The organism is Mycobacterium sp. IDUB_1 (assembly GCF_055419625.1).
In genome coordinates this window covers 457,658-475,868 of record NZ_JBVAYA010000005.1, presented here as the reverse complement: position 1 = coordinate 475,868, position 18,211 = coordinate 457,658, and the positions used below count along the sequence as shown (strand labels likewise).

The 18,211-nt window shown below is 67.3% G+C and carries 15 protein-coding genes; 5 read left to right on the top strand and 10 right to left on the bottom strand.

All coding sequences use genetic code 11. From position 1 onward, the window contains the following. Positions 1 to 129: 129 nt before the first annotated feature. From ACZYYX_RS26370 to ACZYYX_RS26340, 7 genes are all read right to left on the bottom strand, one after another. Positions 130 to 633 (bottom strand): methylated-DNA--[protein]-cysteine S-methyltransferase, encoded by a 504-nt coding sequence (locus ACZYYX_RS26370; RefSeq protein ID WP_463817749.1) that lies wholly within the window; start codon positions 631 to 633, stop codon positions 130 to 132. Continuing rightward, entirely contained in the window at positions 633 to 2,117 is a 1,485-nt protein-coding gene (locus tag ACZYYX_RS26365; protein WP_463817748.1) for a DNA-3-methyladenine glycosylase 2 family protein, read from the bottom strand. Before ACZYYX_RS26365 ends, ACZYYX_RS26370 begins: the two co-directional genes overlap by 1 nt. Before the next feature lie 56 nt (positions 2,118 to 2,173). Beyond that, complete coding sequence (locus tag ACZYYX_RS26360; protein WP_463817747.1) at positions 2,174 to 3,106, bottom strand: LysR family transcriptional regulator; 933 nt, start codon at positions 3,104 to 3,106, stop codon at positions 2,174 to 2,176. A 29-nt stretch (positions 3,107 to 3,135) separates the two neighbouring features. Further along, the gene (locus ACZYYX_RS26355; protein ID WP_463817746.1) at positions 3,136 to 5,487 is read right to left on the bottom strand and encodes a CaiB/BaiF CoA-transferase family protein; all 2,352 of its coding nucleotides are present in this window, start codon (positions 5,485 to 5,487) and stop codon (positions 3,136 to 3,138) included. Positions 5,488 to 5,492: 5 nt separating this feature from the next. Beyond that, the gene (locus ACZYYX_RS26350) at positions 5,493 to 6,686 is read right to left on the bottom strand and encodes an acyl-CoA dehydrogenase family protein (RefSeq protein WP_463817744.1); all 1,194 of its coding nucleotides are present in this window, start codon (positions 6,684 to 6,686) and stop codon (positions 5,493 to 5,495) included. Between the two features lies 1 nt (position 6,687). Further along, the gene (locus ACZYYX_RS26345; RefSeq protein WP_463817742.1) at positions 6,688 to 7,794 is read right to left on the bottom strand and encodes an acyl-CoA dehydrogenase family protein; all 1,107 of its coding nucleotides are present in this window, start codon (positions 7,792 to 7,794) and stop codon (positions 6,688 to 6,690) included. A 107-nt stretch (positions 7,795 to 7,901) separates the two neighbouring features. Further along, positions 7,902 to 9,515 (bottom strand): adenylate/guanylate cyclase domain-containing protein, encoded by a 1,614-nt coding sequence (locus tag ACZYYX_RS26340; RefSeq protein ID WP_463817739.1) that lies wholly within the window; start codon positions 9,513 to 9,515, stop codon positions 7,902 to 7,904. Positions 9,516 to 9,561: 46 nt separating this feature from the next. On the opposite strand from ACZYYX_RS26340, the gene nucS reads away from it, so the two are divergent. Together nucS and ACZYYX_RS26330 are read left to right on the top strand one after the other, a co-directional pair. Further along, positions 9,562 to 10,233, top strand: coding sequence for an endonuclease NucS (gene nucS, locus ACZYYX_RS26335; protein ID WP_463817737.1), 672 nt, complete (start codon positions 9,562 to 9,564; stop codon positions 10,231 to 10,233). Continuing rightward, complete coding sequence (locus tag ACZYYX_RS26330; RefSeq protein WP_463817736.1) at positions 10,233 to 10,523, top strand: hypothetical protein; 291 nt, start codon at positions 10,233 to 10,235, stop codon at positions 10,521 to 10,523. Before nucS ends, ACZYYX_RS26330 begins: the two co-directional genes overlap by 1 nt. A 14-nt stretch (positions 10,524 to 10,537) precedes the next feature. Here the strand turns inward: ACZYYX_RS26330 and mce are convergent, their stop codons facing one another. After that, positions 10,538 to 11,011, bottom strand: coding sequence for a methylmalonyl-CoA epimerase (mce, locus tag ACZYYX_RS26325; protein ID WP_463817735.1), 474 nt, complete (start codon positions 11,009 to 11,011; stop codon positions 10,538 to 10,540). A 93-nt stretch (positions 11,012 to 11,104) separates the two neighbouring features. Between mce and ACZYYX_RS26320 the strand changes: the two genes are divergently transcribed. The 3 genes from ACZYYX_RS26320 to ACZYYX_RS26310 all read left to right on the top strand — a co-directional run bounded on the left by ACZYYX_RS26320 (position 11,105) and on the right by ACZYYX_RS26310 (position 13,668). Continuing rightward, positions 11,105 to 12,286: an acetyl-CoA C-acetyltransferase gene (locus ACZYYX_RS26320; protein ID WP_463817733.1), complete on the top strand. Its 1,182-nt coding sequence runs from the start codon at positions 11,105 to 11,107 to the stop codon at positions 12,284 to 12,286. 64 nt (positions 12,287 to 12,350) lie between these two features. Continuing rightward, a complete protein-coding gene (locus ACZYYX_RS26315) occupies positions 12,351 to 12,737 on the top strand; it encodes a DUF3817 domain-containing protein (RefSeq protein WP_463817732.1) in 387 nt (128 codons plus the stop codon). A gap of 25 nt (positions 12,738 to 12,762) precedes the next feature. Beyond that, on the top strand, positions 12,763 to 13,668 hold the full coding sequence (locus tag ACZYYX_RS26310) for a tetratricopeptide repeat protein (protein ID WP_463817731.1): 906 nt from the start codon (positions 12,763 to 12,765) through the stop codon (positions 13,666 to 13,668). Between the two features lie 82 nt (positions 13,669 to 13,750). Here the strand turns inward: ACZYYX_RS26310 and glgB are convergent, their stop codons facing one another. Both glgB and ACZYYX_RS26300 read right to left on the bottom strand, forming a co-directional pair. After that, positions 13,751 to 15,973: a 1,4-alpha-glucan branching protein GlgB gene (gene glgB / locus ACZYYX_RS26305; RefSeq protein WP_463817730.1), complete on the bottom strand. Its 2,223-nt coding sequence runs from the start codon at positions 15,971 to 15,973 to the stop codon at positions 13,751 to 13,753. A gap of 4 nt (positions 15,974 to 15,977) precedes the next feature. Continuing rightward, entirely contained in the window at positions 15,978 to 18,071 is a 2,094-nt protein-coding gene (locus ACZYYX_RS26300; RefSeq protein ID WP_463817729.1) for an alpha-1,4-glucan--maltose-1-phosphate maltosyltransferase, read from the bottom strand. Positions 18,072 to 18,211 lie beyond the last annotated feature (140 nt).

The following is an 18,211-nucleotide window of genomic DNA, read 5'->3' as shown; positions in this document are numbered from 1 at the left end:
CCCGGAAGCTAAGCCTACCAGCGCCGATGATACTACCCACCCGGGTGGAAAAGTAGGACACCGCCGAACACACATTGACCTGTGCCCCCCAATTCTGTTGGGGGGCACAGGCATTTGTGCTTCACGACGTCAATCGAAGAGCGTGGCTCCTGCCGGCGCGTACTGCTTCTCCATTCCGAGCAGCGTCTTTTTGCGATCGAGTCCGCCGCCGTACCCGGTGAGACTTCCGTTGGCGCCGATCACGCGATGGCACGGAACGATGATGCTGATCGGGTTGTGCCCGTTGGCCAGTCCGACCGCACGGGACGCCCCGGGTGCTCCGATCTGTGCCGCAATTTCACCGTACGAGCGTGTCTCGCCGTACGGAATCGTCTGCAGCGCAGCCCACACCGTGCGTTGAAACTCCGTGCCCACCAGCTCCAGTTCGACGTCGAACTCTTGTCGGACACCGCGGAAGTACTCGTCGAGCTGCTCCACGACGTCGGCGAACACGTCATCGTCGGGTTGCCAACCGGCGCGGCTCGGCTCATACGTCTGCTCGACCATCCGCACATGCTGCAGACGGTTGCCCTCGCCCGCCAGAGTCAGAACCCCGATAGGGCTCTCGACGGTCCGGTATTTCACGCTCTCCATCATGTCTCCTTCGGTGGCCACTGATTGACCGAGTGCTCGAGCGTTGTCCAAAGATGTTGTGTCACATAGGAACGCCATGGCCTCCAGCGCTCACTGTGCACGGCCAGCGACTTCGCGTCCTCCGCGAGTCCAAGATGACGCGCCGCGACCACGACGCCGAGATCCGTCGCCGGAAACGCATCGGGATCTCCGAGGCCGCGCATTGCGATCATCTCCGCCGTCCACGGCCCGATGCCGGGTAGAGCCAGCAACTGCTCGCGGCCGCGCTCCCACGAGCTTCCGGTATCCAGCACCAGCGCACCGCTTCCCAACGCGTCGATCAACGTCGTCACGGTGCGCTGGCGAGCCTTCGGCACCGCCAGGTGGCGCATGTCGATGTCGCTGAGATCCTCGGTCGACGGAAACGTATGGGTCAGGCCACCGCCGGGATCACTGACCGCATGCCCGTAGGCTGCGGAGAGTCGAGCGGCATGCGTACGTGCGGCCGCGGTCGAGACTTGTTGTCCTAGAACGACACGCAACGCCAGTTCGTGCTCGTCGACAGTCCGCGGGATGCGTTGACCCGGAGCCTTGGCGACCACTGCGGCCATCCGCTCGTCGCCACTGAGGGCGTCCACCACGGCTTCCGGGTCGGCGTCGAGGTCCAGCAGGCGTCGGCACCGGGCGATGGCGGCCGGGAGATCGCGGAAGTCTTCGAGCCGAAGCACACACCTGACGTGATCGGGCTGCGGTGTGAGTTCGACGATGCCGCCGCCATGGGGAAGTCGCAGTGTGCGCCGGTACGTTTCGTCGCGTGTTTCCTCCACGCCCGGTATTGCGGTCGCCGCCAGGTGACCGAACACGCCCTCGTAGGCGAACGGTGTGCGCACCGGCAACCGTAGGGACAGCACGCCGCTGCTTCCCGCAGCGTCGTCGAGCCGTTCGTGTGCCCGCTGACGCAGCATCGTGGGGGTCAGATCGCAGACCGCGCGGACTGTGTCGTTGAACTGCCGGATGCTGGCGAAGCCGGCCGCGAACGCGACGTCACTGAACGGCATGTCGGTGGTCTCGATGAGGACCCGCGCCATCTGGGTGCGTTGCGCCCGGGCCAGCGCCAGCGGCGTGGCCCCCACTTCGGCCCGCATCAGGCGTTCCAGCTGACGAACCGTGTAGCCGAGCCGCGCCGCCAATCCCGTGACTCCGTCGCGGTCGACCGTGCCGTCGGCGATCAGTCGCATCGCCCGCGCCACGACATCACCGCGCACATTCCATTCCGGCGAACCTGGGGATGCGTCGGGCCGGCACCGTTTGCAGGCGCGAAACCCTGCCCTCTGCGCGGCCGCAGCGGTGGGGAAGAACTCGACGTTGCGCGCGAACGGTGGGCGCGCGGGGCAGCTCGGCCGGCAGTAGATCTTCGTCGTGCACACCGCGGTGACGAACCAGCCGTCGAACCTCGCGTCCTTGGCCTGGACGGCGCGGTAGCAGCGGTCGAAATCGGAGTGCACATCTCGACAATGGCACGTGCCGACGACAGGGACTAGCGGGAAATCGACATCGCAGTTCAGCCGCCGCGGCGTGCCGGCCCCAACCGCTCGGAGATCTGCGCGACCATCCGTTCCACGTCGCCCAATCGTTCCCCCAGTCGTTCCGGCACCCACGCCAATGCGATCTCCGCCGGCGCCCATGTGCTCTCGTCGACGGGGATCAGCGCGAATTCAGGCGGGGAGAAGATCTTTCCGATGAACGAGTCGGGGGCATAACTCACCACGGCGACGAGGTGGCGATTGAACACCTGGGTCGCCATCTCGACTTCACCTCCGCGCATGTTCGTGGTGCGGACGATCCGATGGACGCCTCGGCGATTGAGACGTCGGGTCAGCCCGGCAAGCACCACAGGATTCGGACGTGCGAAGTCGATCGCGACCTCGCGGTCGCGGAGCTCCTCGATCGACACGACGTCCCTGCTCGCCAGGGGGTCGTCGAAGCGCACGGCGATGCCACCCTGGTACGTGGCGACGACCCGCGAGCGCAGGCGTTTGTCCGTGGCAGGCAGGTGGATCAGTCCGAGTTCGGCCCGACCGGCGATCAGCATCGCCGTCACCTCCGCCGCGGAGCCGGGCATGCTGAACTCGACCGGCCCCGGAAGGCCGGCGATCACCGCTTCCAGCTGACCGAGCAGATCCGACGGTGCGTACGCCGTCGCGCTGACCCGCAGCGGCGACAGTCCGCGGATCTGCTGCTGAGCCGCCGTCGTGAAGTCTTCGACCTGACGCAGGATCTCCCGCGCCGGACCGATCAGGCGCTGCCCCAGTGGGGTCAGTCGTACCTCGTGGTAGCCGCGCTCGAAAAGCTCACCGCCGAGTTCCTTTTCGAGCAGCTTGATCTGTTTGCTCAACGGGGGAGGGGTGATCATCAACCTCTCGGCGGCGCGCGCGAAGTGGAGTTCATCGGCGACAGCGACGAAGTACCTGAGCCTGGTGAAGTCGATGTCCATCCCCTGCCCGTCCGCGACCTACGGGCATGTTACGAGATCGCGGCGCGCACCCCGTCCACCTGCGGCGTCTCCAGCACACCGCGGTCGTGCAAGTCGGCGATCTGCGCCGGATCGAGGCCCAGGAGGTCGGCGGCGATCTCGGCGGTCTGCTCGCCCAACAGCGGTGCCTGACCCAACGGCGGATCTGCCACATGGGCGCAGTGGATCTGGACGTTCTCCATCACGAACGGCGTGGACCCGAACGGGTGTAGCTCCTCGCGGAACATCCTCCGCTGCCGGTAGTAGTCGAAGCCGGGGACTTCGTCGGCGCGCAGTACCGCGCCGGCAGGGATGCCCGCGGACTGAAGCTCGGTCATCGCAGCGGTTTTGGATCGGCCGGCCGTCCACGCCCGCAGTGCGTCCTCGAGTTGCCGCCCCGAGGCGCCAGAAACGCCCACGACGCGGGCGAGCGCGGCCAGCTCGTCGTCGGTGCGTGGCGTCACTGCCACCCACTCGTCGTCGCCCGCGGCGGCGAACACGCCCCACGGGACGTCGGGTTCCGGCGGGCTGGTGTGGACGTGCCCGGACCGCCGCAGGGCGTCGGCGGCGATGTCTGCGGCGAGATGGGTGAGCATCACCTCGGCCTGCGAAATGCTCGCGGCGCCACCAGTTCCGGTGCGTTCTCGGCGAATCAGCAGGGCCAGCGCCGCCAGCGAGCCGATGCGGGCCGCGACATGGTCGGGATAGACGGTGACGGTGTCGCAGAACGTCTCGGGCTCGCCCGGGTACACCCACAGGTTTGTGAAGCCGACCGCGGCACGGACCAGCGGTCCGTAGCCGAGCCGCGCGGCCCACGGCCCGGTCGGGCCGAACGCCGAGCTGTCGACGACCACGATCTGAGGGTTGACCTCACGCAACGTCGCGTGATCCATCCCGAGTGACGCCGCCACTCCGGGTTTGAAGTTGGTGAGTACGACGTCGCTGCACCGCACCAGGCGATGCGCCAGTTCCCGACCTCCGTCGTCGCGTAGGTCGATGCCGATCGAGCGTTTGTTGCGGTGCCCGGCTGCATAGGGCTGGGTCATCGCCGTCGGCTTGCCCAGACGGAGGCCGTCGGGATACGCGGAATGCTCGATCTTGACGACGTCGGCGCCGAGGTCGCCGAAGATGCGGCCGGTGTCGGCGCCGACGACGATCACGCCGAGGTCCAGGACACGGAGCCCCTCGAGCGGAAGGCCCCGGCCCGGACGCTCGCGCGCCCCGAGGATCGGTGCCGACACGATGCGCTCGGACCCGCCGTGCAGTGGTGCCGTGGCCCGATGACCGTCGATCTCGCACACGCCGGCCGGAATCGGCGCCACCACACCCGGCGCCAGTTCCACGTCGCGGAAGAAGCCGCGGGCAGTGAAGTGGTCGGCGGCCAACGCCTCGGACAACGTCAGCACGGCGGCCGTCGGCACACCGTGGGCTTGGCCCCGCTCCTCGAGTTCGGCGCGGGTCTTGTCGGCGCAGAACCGTGCGATCGCCTCCTGCAGATGCGGTGAGTGGAAACGCTTGCCGAGCTTGTCGTAGGACGGGTCGGCGAACTCCTGCGGACTGCCCATCAACGCGAACATGCCGCGCCACTGACGCTTCGACAGGACGCAGATGCGGACGTGTCCGTCCCTGCAGGTGATGATCGGGTAGCGCTGCCGCTCGGCATCCCAGTCGCGCTGCTGCGCACTGAGCGCGACACCGGCCGACGCACTGCCCGCGCTCCCGAACGGTGGGTCCAGGGTCTGCATCGCACCGTCGAGGACCGAGAAGTCGATGAGATCGCCGTCGCCGGTGCGTAACCGATCCAGGAACGCGGCCAGCGTCATCGCCGCGGCCTGGGCGGCAGCCACCCGATAGGGCAGCTGCACCGGCGGGACCAGCGGGGCGCGACCGGGGATGCCCGACCGTGACAGCTCACTGCTCAGGGCGTGCAGCACCGGTGTCGTCGCCTGCCAGTACTGGAAGTCGTTGTCGCGCCCGAAGTCACTGATCGACAGGATCACCAAAGCGGGATGACGGGCCCGAAGCGTACGGACCGACAGCGCCGCCTCGGCGGGGGACCCGGGGCGGGTGCTCTCGACGAAGATGTCGGTATCGGTGAGAAGAGCGTCGAACTGCTTGCGGCCCTGAGCTGTTGACGCATCGATCTCGGTGGTGGGCAGCCCGTGGCGGTCGATCGCGGTCTGCACGGGTACCGATGCGACGAGGGGGCCGACGGGATCGTCGACGGTGACACCGGGCATACGCAGCACCGTGACATCGGCTCCCAGGTCGGCGTAGAGGCGGCCGACAGCCGTCATCGGACCAGTCGAAGCATCCAGGACGCGCACGCCCGCCAGTGGCGGATCGTAGGCAGGAGAAGACATGTCGGTCAGTTCCGGCGGGCCTGACGGAACGGGATGTCGCGATCAGCTTCCGGTTCCTTGGGTAACCCCAGGACGCGTTCCCCGATGATGGTGCGCTGGATCTGGTCAGTGCCGCCGCCGATCGAGGTGAAGAACGCGTTGAGGGTCAGGAAGTTCACGTCGTCGGACACCGGGTTCGCCGGGCCTGCCAACAGCGCCTGCGCGCCGATGATCTGGGTCTTGAGCGCTGCCTCGGTGTGCAGGATCCGCGACATCGCGAGCTTGCCGAGCGACATGATGGAACTGGAAGTGCCTTGCATCGCCGCGGCTTTGGCGCGCGCATTGTTGAGCCGGTTGAGTTCCCGCATCGCCAGCACTGACGCCAACTGATGGCGCAGAGCTGGATCGCCGAGAACCCCGTTCTCGCGGGCCAAGTCGATCAGGCTGTCCGCCTTTCGGTTTCGGGATCCGCGATTGCCGTCGCCCATGATCGAACGCTCGTAGGCCAGCGCGGTCTGCAACGCGCGCCACCCGTTGCCCTCGCCGCCGAGCAGGTAGGCGTCGGACACCGTGGCATCGGTGATGAACACCTCGTTGAAGTGGGTCTCGCCCGTGATCTGCACCAGGGGACGCACATCGATTCCGGCCTGCCGCATCGGCAGGATGAACAGGCTGAGTCCCTTGTGCTTCGGCACATCCCAGTCGGTGCGCGCCAGCAACAGTGCATACTCGGCGGTGTGGGCGCCCGAGGTCCACACCTTCTGACCGTTGACGATCCACTCGTCGCCGTCGCGCACCGCCGTGGTGCGTACCGCGGCGAGGTCCGAGCCGGCACCGGGTTCGCTGTACAGCAGGCAGGTGCGTGCGCGCTCCACGAGGAAGTCCCGTAGCAGTTCCTCGCGCAGTTTCGGGGTGCCCAGCGCGAGCACGGTGTTGGCCGGGATGTTGTACCTGTCCTGTCGGGACCCTGGTGCCTTGACCGCGGCGAACTCCTGGGCGATCACGAAGGCCAGCCTGTTGGGGTAGCCGCGGCCGAACCATTCGGTGGGATACGTCGGCACCGCGTAGCCGGCGTCGAGCACCTTCTCCATCCACGCGATGCGTTCCGGTGAACTCGACCACGGGTCACTGCTGGCCGGCAGCGGAGACCAGTTGTCGCGCAACCATTCCCGAACCTCGATGCGTAACTCGTCCGCGCTGGGAAATGTCTCGTCGGTCATCTCAGGCGCCTTTCGAGACGAGGTAGCGTTCGCGATGGAGGCTGGTGCCGCCGAACAGGTGCAGGCCCGTGCGGGCGCGCCGCAGGTACAGATGTGCAGGATGCTCCCAGGTGAAGGCGATCCCGCCGTGCATCTGAATGGCGTCGAGCGCAACCGTGTGGAAGGCTTCTGCGCATGTGAAGCCGGCCAATGCGACGGCACCCGAGGTGTTTTCGCTACCTTCGGCGTGTTCGGCGGCGGCGTGGCGGGCGGCGGAGGTGGCGTTCTCCACCTCGATCAGCAGATCTGCTGCCATGTGCTTGAGTGCCTGGAAGCTGCCGATCTGCCGACCGAACTGTATGCGGGTCTTGAGGTAGTCGACCGTCATCTCGAAGATGCGCCGTGCCCCGCCGACCTGTTCACCCGCCGATGCGATGACCGCGAGATCGAGGGCGGTGCTCACCGCGTCCCACCCGGCGGTACCGAGCCGTCGGGCCGGCGTGCCCGCCAGCGTGATCGTCGACAACCGCACGGTCGGGTCGAAAACCGTTGCGGCGCGGCACTCGAACCCGGGCGCGGTGGGTTCCACCTCGAACACACCGATCCCGTCGTCGGTCCGCGCGGCGACCAGGACGACGTCGGCGACGTGTCCCCACGTGACGTAGTGCGCCGAGCCGGTCAGAGTGCCGTCTGAATCCACTCGAGTCTCCACCCGCACGTCCACCCCATCGGGTGTCCATGTTCCGGTCGGCCCCGTCACCGCCGCCGTTGCGATAGTCGTGCCGTCGGCCAGCGACGGCAGAAGCCGGGCCTTGTCCTCGTCGGTACCTGCCGCGTTGACCAGCGCGACGGCCAGCACGGCGCTGGAGATGAACGGGGCGGGCAGCAGCGCCGCGCCGGTCTCCTCGGCGACTGCTTCGAGTTCGGCTGCACCGAAACCGAGTCCGCCGAACTCGGCGCTGACCAGCATGCCCAGCACGCCCTGGTCGGCCAACCGTGCCCACAGGTGTCGATCTAACCCGTCCTCGGAGTCCATCACACGGCGCACGTCGGCCTCGGTGCATGCGTCGGCCAACAGGTCGCCGACCGCGGTGGAGAGCTCAGCGAGCTCGGCCACACTGATCGTCATCGCAATGCCTCCCTCGGGTCGTGCCCATCATGGTGCGGGGGCCGGCGCAGAACTGTCCATCACCGATGTCGACACCGGCGCATGTCCCGGCGGGACATGCGCAGCGCTCAGGACTGGTCGACGGGCGTGGCCAGGCGGGTGGGTTCGGAATGACCCCGCAGCGTCACGGTCTCCCCGAGAACCCAGCGCTCACGTTCGTCCTCGGTCGCCTTCGTCACCGCCTCCGAGGATGCGACGAGGTGCCCGTCCACCTTCTTGGACAGTTCACAGAGCCGGGCCGCCTCGTTGACCGGCTCGCCGATCACCGTGTACTCGAACCGCTCCTTGGCGCCGACGTTGCCCGCCACGACCTGACCGGCCGCGACCCCGATGCCCGCGTCACACTCAGGCACCTCGGCGCGCAGCCGGCGCGCCATCGCACGCGCCGCCGCCAGCGCCTCGGCTTCCGGATTGTCCAGCGGCACCGGCGCGCCGAACACCGCGAGCACCGCGTCGCCCTCGAACTTGTTCACCAGGCCGTGGTGCTTGTCGACCTCGTCGACGACGACGTCGAAGAAGCGGTTCAGCAGCTCGACCACCTCCACCGCCGGCCGGCTCGTGACGAGCTTCGTCGAGCCGATGATGTCGATGAAGATGACGGCGGCATAGCGTTCCTCGCCACCCAGCTCGATCTGCTGTTTCTCGGCGGCCAGCGCGACCTCTCGGCCCACGTGGCGGCCGAACAGATCGCGCACCTTTTCCCGCTCCCGCAGACCGTGCACCATCGCGTTGAAGCCGCGCTGCAGCTCACCGAGCTCGGTGCCGTCGAACACCACGACATTGCAGTCCAGGTCACCGTCCTCGACCTGCTTGAGCGCCGACCGCACCACTCGCACCGGGGTCGCGATCAGCCACGACAGGAGCCACATCAGGATGAGGCCGAAGATCAACGCGACCAGCGCGATGATCATCACCGCCACCGCGAACTGAGTGCTGGTCAGGTTGCTCAGTGACAGGGAGAAGATCGCGAGCAACAGGATGCCCAGCACGGGAACTCCGGAGCTCAGCAGCCAGACCGTCATGGTCCGCCCCATGACGCCGTGGGTGAGCCGGCGCGGCGGCCGGCCCGCCTCGAGCGCCTGGGCGGCGATGGGCCGCAGCGCGAACTCGGTGATCATGTAGCACGCGGTCGCCACGACGATTCCGGGGAAACCCACCGCGAACAGGAACCGGGGGATGAACGCGGAGTCCTGCAGTCCGTACAGAAGCGTCAGCAGTGCCGCGCCGACACCCCACAGAATCAGGGCGCTCTTCGCCACCCGGGCGGGCGCGCGGAACACGTTGCGCTGATCCTCCCGAGTGGGCGTGCGCTCCTCGACCGCCCACCGCATCGAGTTCACCGTCCGCGCAGTGATCCACACGGTGCCGATGATCAGGGCCACCAGCATGTAGGCGGGCACCACACCGAACGTCAACCAGGCGGGTGCATCGGTGAACACGCTCGGAACGGGGATGGCGACAGTGTTGAGCAGAAGCGACACCCCGATGCCCAGGATGTTGGTGAAGAGCAGGAAGAACGTCAGGATGATCTGGATGCGGATGCGACGCCGCGCCTGGTTCTCTTCCGGTTTGCCCAGCAACCAGGAGCCGTAGTCGGGGGTGTCCCCCAATCGACCGCTCTGCCGGGTGACGCGCTCCAGCACCCGGCCCAATCGGTGCGGCACGCTCCTCGTGGCGTTCATTGTTGCCTCAGCCTAGTGAGTGCCGGCGGCCATCTATGGTGGTTCGGTGCGTCTCGTGATCGCCCAGTGCACCGTCGACTACGTCGGCCGCCTCACCGCGCATCTCCCGTCGGCCAAGCGACTGTTGTTGTTCAAGTCCGACGGGTCGGTGAGCGTGCACGCCGACGACCGTGCCTACAAGCCGTTGAACTGGATGTCGCCGCCCTGCTGGGTCTCCGAGCAGACCGACGGCGAAGCGCCGGTGTGGGTCGTCGAGAACAAGGCGGGGGAGCAGCTGCGCATCACCGTGGAATCGATCGAGCACGACTCCAGTCACGAGCTGGGGGTCGATCCCGGGCTGGTCAAGGACGGCGTCGAGGCGCACCTGCAGGCGCTGCTCGCCGAGCATGTCGAGCTTCTCGGCGCCGGATACACGTTGGTCAGGCGGGAGTACATGACGCCGATCGGCCCGGTCGATCTGCTGTGCCGCGACGAGCACGGGCGCTCGGTGGCCGTGGAGATCAAGCGCCGCGGCGAGATCGACGGTGTCGAGCAGCTCACCCGTTACCTCGAGCTGATGAACAGGGACTCACTCCTGGCGCCGGTGGCCGGGGTGTTCGCCGCCCAGCAGATCAAGCCGCAGGCCCGCACGCTCGCTACCGATCGCGGAATCCGTTGTCTGACTCTCGATTACGACAAGATGCGTGGGATGGACAACGACGAGTTCCGACTGTTCTGATGGGCCGGCGCCCGGCACGTAAGCCACGGCAGAACCCGCCGCTGCCCGCCCCTCGACGGATCGAGACCGGCCCTGACGGCTTCGACTACGAGGTCCGCGCGGTGCCGGGAGCACGTGCGCTCAAGGTGTATCGGTGCCCGGGCTGCGATCACGAGATCCGGCCTGGCACCGCCCATGTCGTGGTGTGGCCGGCTGACGGCGGGGACGCGAATGTGGACGATCGCCGGCACTGGCACACGCCGTGCTGGACTCACCGCGCGACCCGGGGGCCGACGCGTCGCTGGTCGTGACGGTCGGTGAGCGGCTAGTGAGTGCTCTGGGCCGGTTCGACGAGCTCGATCAGCACGCCGCCGCCGTCCTTGGGATGAATGAAGTTGATCCGCGAATTCGACGTGCCGCGACGGGCCTTGTCGTAGATCAACCGCACACCCTGCTCGCGCAGACGATCGGAGAGAGCATCGAGGTCGCTGACCCGATAGGCGAACTGCTGCAGGCCCGGTCCGCGCTTGTCGAGGAACTTCGCGATGGTCGACTCGTCGTTGATGGGGGCCATCAGCTGGATCTGGGTGCTGCCCACCGGCGCGCCACGCACCGACAGCATCGCCTCGCGGATGCCCTGCTCCTCGTTGACCTCTTCGTGCAGGACGATCATGCCGAGGTGGTCGTGGTACCACCTGATCGCCGCATCGAGATCGGGCACTGCGATGCCGACGTGATCGATGGCGGTGACCAGCGCGGTGGCCAGCACAGGACGGGCGTCAGTCTGCTCGGCGGTCATAACAGCGAAGTTACCTAACAAGATCGGTTTCGAATAGATCGGTGGCTACGGATAGCCTCTTGGCAGCCGCTCGAAACTCACGTGGAGGTAGTCATGACGACGTCGGTGATCGTTGCTGGAGCTCGCACTCCGGTGGGCAAGTTGATGGGTTCGCTGAAGGACTTCTCGGGCAGCGATCTCGGTGCCGTCGCGATCCGCGGTGCGCTCGAGAAGGCCGGGGTGCCGGCGTCGGCCGTCGAATACGTGATCATGGGCCAGGTGCTGACCGCGGGCGCGGGCCAGATGCCCGCCCGCCAGTCTGCTGTGGCCGCGGGTATCGGCTGGGACGTCGCGGCCCTGACCATCAACAAGATGTGCCTGTCGGGCATCGACGCGATCGCCCTGGCTGACCAGCTGATCCGGGCCGGCGAGTTCGACGTGGTGGTGGCCGGCGGCCAGGAATCCATGACGCGGGCGCCGCACCTGCTGATGAACAGCCGCTCGGGCTACAAGTACGGCGACGTGACCGCGGTCGACCACATGGCCTACGACGGGCTGCACGACGTGTTCACCGACCAGCCGATGGGCGCACTGACCGAACAGCGCAACGACGTCGACAAGTTCACGCGTGCCGAGCAGGACGAGTTCGCCGCGAGCTCCCACCAGAAAGCCGCCCGGGCCTGGAAGGACGGCGTCTTCGCTGACGAGGTCGTCCCGGTGCAGATCCCGCAGCGCAAAGGCGATCCGATCGAGTTCACCAGCGACGAGGGCATCCGCGCCGACACCACCGCCGAGTCGCTGGCCGGCCTGCGCCCGGCGTTCCGCAAGGACGGCACCATCACCGCGGGTTCTGCCTCCCAGATCTCCGACGGCGCCTGCGCGGTCGTGGTCATGAGCAAGGAGAAGGCGCAGGAGATGGGCCTGTCCTGGTTGTGCGAGATCGGCGCCCACGGCGTGGTCGCCGGCCCGGATTCGACGCTGCAGAGCCAGCCGGCCAACGCCATCAAGAAGGCGGTCGCCAAGGAGGGCATCTCGCTCGATCAGCTCGAGGTGATCGAGATCAACGAGGCGTTCGCCGCGGTCGCGCTGGCGTCGACGAAGGAACTCGGCGTCGACCCGGAGAAGGTCAACCGCAGTGGTGGCGCGATTGCGATCGGTCACCCGATCGGCATGTCCGGGGCCCGGGTCACGCTGCACGCAGCGCTGGAACTGGCCCGGCGGGGTAGCGGGTACGCGGTCGCCGCGCTCTGCGGAGCCGGCGGGCAGGGCGACGCGCTGATCCTGCGCAGGCCCTGATCGGCAACGGCACTCACAACGACACTCTGTAGTAGCTGGTGTCGAGGTGCGGCACAATGGCGCCATGACACGTGCATTCGACGTCCGCAATGCCGCGGCGTGGTTCCGGCTGATCGCGTTCGCGGAAGCGCTCAGCTGGATCGGTCTGCTGGTCGGCATGTACTTCAAGTACCTGGGCACACCCCGGACCGAGGTCGGCGTGAAGGTCTTCGGTCCGATCCACGGGGGCGTGTTCATCGCCTTCGTGGTCGCCGCGGTGTTCACCGGTCTGGCGCTGAGGTGGAAGCTGGGCACGTGGTTGCTGGCGTTGCTGGGCAGCATCGTGCCACTGGGCAGTGTGATCTTCCTCATATGGGCTGATAGGACGGGTCGAATGGGCCGTCCGGCGGGGTCGGAATCGGTCGGTGTGAGCGCCGGGGCGGCCCGACGGACGGCACCCGAAACCACCTGAGAAGAGTCGTGACAGACTTGCTTTCGTGACGCGTCCTGGACCCCGCATCTCGCCCGCATTGGCGGGCGCCGTCGATCTGTCAGCACTCAAACAGCGGCCGGCCTCCGGTCCCGACGACCGCTCCGCACCGTCGGGCGGCGCACCGGGCGGGGTGGAGGTGACCGAGGTCAACTTCGAGGCCGAGGTCCTCGTCCGGTCCAACGAGGTGCCCGTCGTCGTGCTGCTGTGGTCACCGCGCAGCGATTCCAGCGTCCAGCTGGCCGACATCCTGGGTGAGCTGGCCCGGACCGACAGCGGGAAGTGGTCGCTGGCCACCGTGAACGTCGACACCACGCCTCGAGTGGCGCAGATGTTCGGTGTGCAGGCCGTCCCGACCGTGGTGGCCCTGGCCGCTGGCCAGCCGCTGTCGAGCTTCCAGGGCGTGCAACCGCCGGATCAGCTGCGGCGCTGGGTCGACTCGCTGCTCGAGGCGACGGCAGGCAAACTCAGCGGCGGCTCGGCTCCCGAGGACGGCGAGCAGTCGGATCCGGTGCTGGACAACGCGCGCGCCCTGCTCGATCAAGGTGACTTCGACGCGGCCCGCAGCGCGTACCAGGCGATTCTGGAGTCCGATCCGCAGCACGCCGAGGCCAAGGGTGCCGTACGCCAGATCGATTTCCTGCAGCGCGCCACGACGCACCCGCAGGATGCGGTGGCGCGCGCCGCCGCGGCGCCGGCGGACGTCGACGCGGCGTTGGCCGCCGCCGACGTCGAGATCCTGAGTCAGGATGTGACGGCCGCCTTCGACCGGCTCATCGGGCTGATCAAGCGCACCGCGGGCGATGACCGCGCGCGTGTCCGGACACGGCTGATCGAGTTGTTCGACCTGTTCGATCCCGCGGACCCCGACGTCATCACCGGCCGGCGCAACCTGGCCAACGCCCTCTACTGATCACTTTACCCGCGCGAGCAGACGCGAACTCGGGTGTTTCGCGCCCTCTGAGCGCGAGTTCGCGTCTGCTCGCCGGTAAAAACTAGGCCGGCGGCTCCGGTTCGAACCACAGGGCTGCCAGCGGCGGCAGCACCATGACCGCCGACGCGGGGCGTCCGTGCCACGGCTCATCGGTCGCCTCGACCGCACCGTAGTTGCCGATACCCGAGCCGTGATAGTTGTCGCTGTCGGTGTTGAGGACCTCGCGCCACTTCCCGGCGTGCGGCAGGCCGAGCCGGTAACTGCTGTGCTCCGAACCCGAGAAGTTGAACACACACGCCATCATCGAGCCGTCGTCACCGAAGCGCAGGAAGCTCAGCACGTTGTTCGCCGAGTCGTTGGCGTCGATCCAGGAGTACCCCTCGGGCCTGGTGTCGCGCGACCACAGCGCGCGCCGGCTGCGGTAGATGCTGTTCGCGTCGGTCATCATCCGCAAGATGCCGTCGGAGAAGCCCTGCTCGTCGAGCTGCCACCAGTCGACGCCGCGCTCTTCGGACCACTCGGCGCGCTGCCCGAATTCCTGCCCCATGAACAGCAACTGCTTACCCGGATGCGCCCACTGGTAGGCCAGCAGCCCGCGAATGCCGGCCGCCTTCATGTGATCGTCGCCCGGCATGCGACCCCACAGCGTGCCCTTGCCGTGGACAACTTCGTCATGGCTGATCGGCAGCACGAAATTCTCGCTGAACGCGTAGATCATCGAGAACGTGATCTCGCCGTGGTGAAAGCTGCGGTGAATCGGGTCGCGCTTGACGAACTCGAGCGTGTCGTTCATCCAGCCCATGTTCCACTTCATCGAAAAGCCAAGTCCACCAAGGCTGGTCGGTCGGGTGACGCCCGGCCAGGACGTCGACTCCTCGGCGATCGTCACGATGCCCGGATTGATCTTGTGGACCGTGGCGTTCATCTCCTGCAGGAACTGCACGGCCTCCAGGTTCTCCCTGCCGCCGTAGATGTTCGGGGTCCAACCGCCTTCTGGACGGGAGTAGTCCAGATACAGCATCGAGGCGACTGCGTCCACGCGCAGTCCGTCGACGTGGTACTCCTGCAGCCAGTAGAGCGCGTTCGCGACGAGGAAGTTGCGCACCTCCGCCCGGCCGAAGTCGAAAACGTATGTGCCCCAGTCTAATTGTTCGCCACGACGAGGGTCGCCGTGTTCGTAGAGTGCGGTGCCGTCGAACCGGCCCAGCGCCCACGCGTCCTTCGGGAAGTGAGCGGGCACCCAGTCCACGATCACACCGATGCCGGCACGGTGCAGCGTGTCGACCAGGTGACGGAACTCGTCCGGTGTGCCGAACCGCGACGACGGAGCGTAATACGACGTGACCTGATAGCCCCACGAACCGCCGAAGGGGTGTTCGGCGACAGGCAGCATCTCGACGTGGGTGAACCCGTGCTCGACGAGGTAGTCGGTGAGCTGGTCAGCGAGCTCGAGGTAGCTCAGCCCCGGTCGCCACGAGCCCAGATGCACCTCGTAGGTGCTCATCGGCTCGAACACCGGATTGCGTAGCGCCCGGTCAGCCATCCACTGGTCGTCGGTCCAGGTGTAGTCACTGGCGAACACCTTCGACGCCGTCTGCGGTGGCACCTCGGTGGCGAATGCCATCGGATCGGCCCGCTCGGTGACGGCACCGTCAGCGCCGTGTACGCGGAACTTGTACAGGCCGTTCTCGGGGAAGCCCGGCCAGAACAACTCCCACACGCCCGTGGAGCCCAGCACCCGCATCTGTGCCTCGTTGCCCCAGTGGTTGAAGTCGCCGATCACGCTGACGCCCTTGGCATTCGGTGCCCACACAGCGAAGGACACACCGCTGACCACGCCGTCGGGGGTCTCGAACGTGCGCGGATGCGCCCCGAGGATCTCCCAGAGCCGCTCGTGGCGGCCCTCGGCGAACAGGTGCAGATCCACTTCACCCAGCGTCGGCAGGAACCGGTACGGGTCGGCGACAGTGTGCACGAACCCGGACTCGTCGCCCGAATAGTCGACTTCGATGCGGTAGTCGATCAGCCCGGTGAACGGCACCGCGACCGCGAAGACGCCGGCTTCGATGTGCTGCAACGGGTACCGGACACCGCCGATGATCGCGGTCACCGTCACCGCGTGCGGGCGGTAGACCCGGATGACGGTGTGGTCGTCGTACTCGTGGGCGCCCAGCACGGAGTGCGGGTCGTGATGTTCGCCGGCGAGCAGTCGATTCAGATCGGCGGTGTGCGGCCGCAGGTGCGGGCTGTCGATCTGGTTGGTCAGGTTGGACGCTTTGGCCATCTCGTCACTCCCTACGCAGCAGGTTCATTCGTTGGTCGGCGGGGATTTGGGGCATGTTGAGAATGTGCGCCACCGCGCGGGCGGGTTCGAGACGCACGTAGTTGCTCTGGCCCCACTGGTATTCCTCTCCGGTGATCTCGTCGCGCACCCAGAAACGCTCCTGCGGATCCATTCCCACTGAGGGCATGTCCAACCACACCGTGCCTTCTTCGGCACCGAAGGGATTGAGCGTCACCACGACCAGCACCTGATCACCCGTCACGGGATCGAATTTGCTGTAGGCCATCAATGCGTCGTTGTCGACGTGGTGGAACCGGATCGTGCGCAGCTGGTGCAGGGCCGGATGCAGCCGGCGAATCTCGTTGAGCCGAGTCAGGAACGGCTCCAGCGACTCGCCGTCGGCGAGCGCGGCCTCGAAGTCGCGGGGCCGCAGCTCGTACTTCTCCGAGTCGAGGTACTCCTCGCTGCCCTCGCTCACGGCGCGGTGTTCGAACAGCTCGTAACCGGAGTACACGCCCCACGTCGGACTCATCGTGGCGGCCAGCGCAGCCCGGATCGCGAACATCCCCGGGCCGCCGTGCTGCAGGCTCGCATGGAGGATGTCGGGGGTGTTGGTCCACAAGCTCTGCCGCGCGTAGTCGGCGTGCTCGGCGATCGACTGGCCGAACTCGGTCAGCTCCCACTTCGCGGTGCGCCAGGTGAAGTACGTATAGGACTGCGTGTAACCCAGTTTGGCCAAGCCGAACAACCGCGCCGGCCGGGTGAAGGCCTCGGCGAGGAACAGCACATCGGGGTCGATGTTCTTGACCTCGCCGATGAGCCAGGCCCAGAAGTTCGGCGGCTTGGTGTGGGGATTGTCGACGCGGAACACCTTGACGCCGTGGGACACCCAGAATTTCACGACGCGCAGGACCTCTTCGTAGAGGCCGGCCGGGTCGTTGTCGAAGTTCAGCGGGTAGATGTCCTGGTACTTCTTCGGCGGGTTCTCCGCGTACGCGATCGTGCCGTCGGGCAGCACCGTGAACCACTCCGGATGCTCCTTGGCCCACGGGTGATCGGGTGCGCACTGCAGCGCCAGGTCGAGGGCGACCTCTAGGCCTTCGCCGTGTGCGGCGGCGACGAAGTCGTCGAAGTCGTCGATCGTGCCCAGGTCGGGGTGGACGGCGTCGTGACCGCCCTCGTCGCTGCCGATGGCCCAGGGTGAGCCGACGTCGTTGGGGCCGGCGGTGACGCTGTTGTTGCGGCCCTTGCGGTGCACCTTGCCGATCGGGTGGATCGGCGGCAGGTAGGCGATGTCGAAGCCCATGCGGGCGACCCGCGGCAACGCTGTCTTCGCCGTCGTGAACGTGCCGTGCACCGGGTTGCCGGAGTCGTCCCAGCCGCCCGTCGAGCGCGGGAAGAACTCGTACCAGGAGCTGAAGCGGGCCAGCGGCCGATCGACCCAGATGCCGTAGGCAGCGCCGCGGGTGATGAGTTCGCGCAGCGGATACTGGTCGACCAGCTCGGTGACCTCGGGGGAGAGTGCGGCCCCGGCCCGGTAGTACGGATCACCGGGCGTGCGCAGCCGTTCTGCGGCCTCCATCAGCGGGTAGCGCATCTGACGCGGCACGCCGGTGGATGCGCGCTCGAAGAGCTTGGCGCCCAGGAGCAGATCGTTGGACAGTTCGCCCTCGCTCTGTCCGGCCTCGAGCTTGGCGATCACGTGGTGGCGCCACGTCGCGATGGGATCGCCCCACCCGTCGACGCGGAACGTCCACAGGCCGGCAGCGTCTGGGGTGAACTGGCCGTGGAACACGTCTGGCGTGCGACCTGCCGCCATCGGCAGCGCGGCCGGACGGACGCGTGCCGACGAGGGGGTCACGACCTCCTCGATCGGGACCGCCTGTGTCGTCTTGGTCCGGCCTGGTGGCTCGTCGGCCAGAGGCGGATAACTGGTGCCGTGATAGCGGACGACCAGCGTGGCCGCGACCGCGTCGTGGCCCTCGCGCCACACCGTCGCGGTCACCGGAACCACCTCGCCGATCACCGCCTTGGCGGGGAATCTCCCGCCGGACACCACAGGCTGGACGTCATCGATTTCGATCCGACCGGCGGTCACTCAAGCACTCCCTAACACGTTGGATGGTTGGTTCACAGCTCGTCGTGCACCTTCGTCGCGCCTATACCCACCGTAGTGTCAGCCTCAACCCAGCGGGAGAGTGGAAGTGCAGCACGTCACCCATGGGCGGGCGTCACGGC

Coding starts and splice junctions, on each gene's coding strand:
- ACZYYX_RS26370 (WP_463817749.1), bottom strand. CDS start 633: ATGGAGAGCGTGAAATACCGGACCGTCGAGAGCCCTATCGGGGTTCTG.
- ACZYYX_RS26330 (WP_463817736.1), top strand. CDS start 10,233: ATGGGCCGGCGCCCGGCACGTAAGCCACGGCAGAACCCGCCGCTGCCC.
- mce (WP_463817735.1), bottom strand. CDS start 11,011: ATGACCGCCGAGCAGACTGACGCCCGTCCTGTGCTGGCCACCGCGCTG.
- ACZYYX_RS26345 (WP_463817742.1), bottom strand. CDS start 7,794: ATGACGATCAGTGTGGCCGAGCTCGCTGAGCTCTCCACCGCGGTCGGC.
- glgB (WP_463817730.1), bottom strand. CDS start 15,973: ATGGCCAAAGCGTCCAACCTGACCAACCAGATCGACAGCCCGCACCTG.
- ACZYYX_RS26355 (WP_463817746.1), bottom strand. CDS start 5,487: ATGTCTTCTCCTGCCTACGATCCGCCACTGGCGGGCGTGCGCGTCCTG.
- ACZYYX_RS26320 (WP_463817733.1), top strand. CDS start 11,105: ATGACGACGTCGGTGATCGTTGCTGGAGCTCGCACTCCGGTGGGCAAG.
- ACZYYX_RS26315 (WP_463817732.1), top strand. CDS start 12,351: ATGACACGTGCATTCGACGTCCGCAATGCCGCGGCGTGGTTCCGGCTG.
- ACZYYX_RS26360 (WP_463817747.1), bottom strand. CDS start 3,106: ATGGACATCGACTTCACCAGGCTCAGGTACTTCGTCGCTGTCGCCGAT.
- ACZYYX_RS26340 (WP_463817739.1), bottom strand. CDS start 9,515: ATGAACGCCACGAGGAGCGTGCCGCACCGATTGGGCCGGGTGCTGGAG.
- ACZYYX_RS26350 (WP_463817744.1), bottom strand. CDS start 6,686: ATGACCGACGAGACATTTCCCAGCGCGGACGAGTTACGCATCGAGGTT.